This is a genomic window from Arenimonas sp. (assembly GCF_019459675.1).
Taxonomy (GTDB): Bacteria; Pseudomonadota; Gammaproteobacteria; order Xanthomonadales; family Xanthomonadaceae; genus Arenimonas.
In genome coordinates, this window is record NZ_JAIBFH010000203.1 from 1 (window position 1) to 2,643 (window position 2,643).

At 71.7% G+C, this 2,643-nt stretch carries 3 protein-coding genes; all 3 read left to right on the forward strand.

Features of this window, described 5'->3' with window-relative positions:
• A partial coding sequence (locus K0M70_RS06960) for an NnrS family protein (RefSeq protein ID WP_290780944.1) occupies positions 1-749 on the forward strand: 749 nt, incomplete at its 5' end.
• A 9-nt stretch (positions 750-758) separates the two neighbouring features.
• Complete coding sequence (locus K0M70_RS06965; RefSeq protein WP_290780946.1) at positions 759-1,160, forward strand: SirB2 family protein; 402 nt, start codon at positions 759-761, stop codon at positions 1,158-1,160.
• The coding region (locus K0M70_RS06970; protein WP_290780948.1) for a pyridoxal-dependent decarboxylase at positions 1,157-2,643 on the forward strand (1,487 nt) is incomplete at its 3' end. The genes K0M70_RS06965 and K0M70_RS06970, both read left to right, overlap by 4 nt.

The window sequence follows — 2,643 nt, forward strand, 5'->3', positions numbered from 1 at the left end:
CCGCCCTGCTGATGGGCCTGGCCGGACTGCTGGCCTTCGTTGTCTTCCTGCACCTGCCCGACCCGCGGCTGGCCTTCGCAATGCTCAAGATCGGCACCTTTGGCCTGCTGCTGCCCATCTACGCGACCGTGGCCCACCGCATGTTCCCCTTCTTCGCCGCCAACGCCGTGCCCGGCTACCTGCCGTGGCGGCCGCTGGCCTGGCTGGCGGCGCTGTGGCCGCTGTGCCTGGCGCACCTGGCGCTGGAACTGGCGCACCGGCACGCGTGGGTGTGGCTGGTGGATGCGCCGCTGCTCGTGCTGACCGGCTACGCCCTGTGGCGCTGGTGGCCTCGCGGCCCGATGCCGCCGCTGCTGCGCGTGCTGTTCATCGGCTTCGCATGGCTGCCGATCGGGATGGCGCTGTACCTTGCGCAGAGTGCCTGGTTCGCGGCCACCGGCGAATTCGCGCTGGGCCGCGCGCCGGTGCATGCGCTGTCGGTGGGCTTCTTCGGCAGCCTGCTGGTGGCGATGGTGACGCGCGTGACGCAGGGCCATTCGGGCCGGCCGCTGGAGCTGGGCCGCATCCCGGCGCTGGCGTTCGTGGGAATGCAGGTACTGGCGCTCGTGCGCATCGCCGCCGAGCTCGTGCCCAATCCCGCGCCCTGGATGCTGGCGGCGGGGCTGGGCTGGCTGGCGGTGTTCACGCCCTGGGTGCTGCGCTCGCTGTGGATCTACGCCACGCCGCGCCTCGACGGCAAACCGGGCTGAGGGCGCGCCGTGATCGAGTTCTACCCACAGATCAAAGCCGTGCACGTGGCCATGGTGATCGCCAGCGGCGGGCTGTTCGCGCTGCGCGGCGCGGCGGTGCTGGCCGGCGCACGCTGGGCGATGGCGGCGCCGCTGCGCTACCTCAGCTACACCATCGACACCACGCTGCTGACGGCGGCGCTGATGCTGCTCACCGCGCTCAAGCTCAATCCCTTCGTGGTGCCGTGGCTGGCGGTGAAGCTGGCGCTGCTGGTGGTGTACGTGGTGCTGGGCAGCCTGGCGCTCAAGCGCGCCCGCAGCCGCCGCGCGCGCGCCGGTTACTTCGTTGCCGCACTGGCCACCTTCGGCTTCATGTATTTCGTCGCGCGCGCGCACCATCCGCTGGGGCTGCTGCAGGGGCTGGCGTCGTGACCTCGCCGGCCATCCACCCGCTGTTCCTGGGCCCCTACGGCGAGAACGACGGACTGCTGGAAAAGCTCGTCGTCGAATTCCTGCGCGACCACGTCTACTGGCGCCGCAACTTCCATCCCGAGGATCCGCCGGCCATCCCGACCGGCGCCGCCGGCGAGCCGGCCTTCCGCGACTTCGAGGCGCGCATGCGCCGCGAGCTGCATTCGCTGTCGGCCTCGCTCAAGCGCTCGGTGCCCTTCCACAGCCCGCGCTACATCGGCCACATGGTGTCCGACCTGCTGCTGCCCGGCCTGGCCGCGCAGTACCTCACCCTGCCCTACAACCCCAACAACGTCAGCCTCGACGCCGCGCCGGTCACCATCGACCTTGAGCTGAAGGTGGGCCTGCAGCTGGCGCGCATGTTCGGGTACGTGGACGATCCGGCGCGCCCCGACTGCGCCTTCGGCCACCTGACCTCGGGCGGCACGCTGGCCAACTTCCAGTCGCTGCGGCTGGCGCTGGCGCTGAAGGCCTTTCCGGTCGCCCTGCGGGCCATCGGCGCGCCAGGCCTGGACGTGCCCGACGACGACTGGTCGGCGTTCAACCTCACGCCGGCGGCCACCGTGGCCCTGCTCGACCAGTGGAACGCCTGGCTGGCGCACTGCCCCGCGCCCCAGCGCCGCCAGTGGCGCCAGCGCTTCACCGCCGAACGGCTCGAGACCCTGGGCCTGGCGGACTTCCTGGCGAAACATCCCCGGCTTCGTTCGCCCCGCGTGCTGGCCCCGGTGACCGCGCACTACTCGTGGTCCAAGGGCATGAAGCTGATGGGCCTGGGCCGCGCCCAGCTCGAACTGGTGCCCGAGCGCGGCATGCGCACCGACACCGATGCGCTGGAGGGCCTGCTGGAGCGCTGCGAACGCGAGCGCCAGCCGGTGCTGATGGTGGTCGGCGTGCTGGGCAGCACCGAGTTCGGCACCATGGACCCGGTGCATGAACTGGTGGCGGCCCGCGACCGTTGGGCCGCGCGCGGCCTGGGCTTCGGCGTGCACGTGGACGCCGCCTGGGGCGGCTACCTGGCCACCCTGTTCCGCGAGTCCGACGGCAGCTTGCGGCCGCTCCAGGCCATGCGCGAGGAGTACCGCGATTTCCCCGCGACCGAAGTGCACGCCGCGTTCGGCGCACTGGCCCGCGCCGATTCGATCACCGTGGACCCGCACAAGCTGGGCTACATCCCCTACGGCGCCGGCGCGTTCCTGTGCCGCGACCAGCGCGCGATGGCTCTGCTGGCCGAAGAGGCCGACTATGTGTTCACCCCGGGCGAGGACGGCGACTTCTTCAAGCGCTTCCGGCAGCTGGGCCGCTACATCCCCGAGGGCTCGAAGCCCGGCGCGGCCGCGGCAGCCGTCTACGTCACGCACCGCGTGCTGCCGCTGGACCACGCCAACTTCGGCCAGCTGCCGCGTGAATCCATCCTGGCCACCGAAGCCTTCCGCACCGCGGCCGC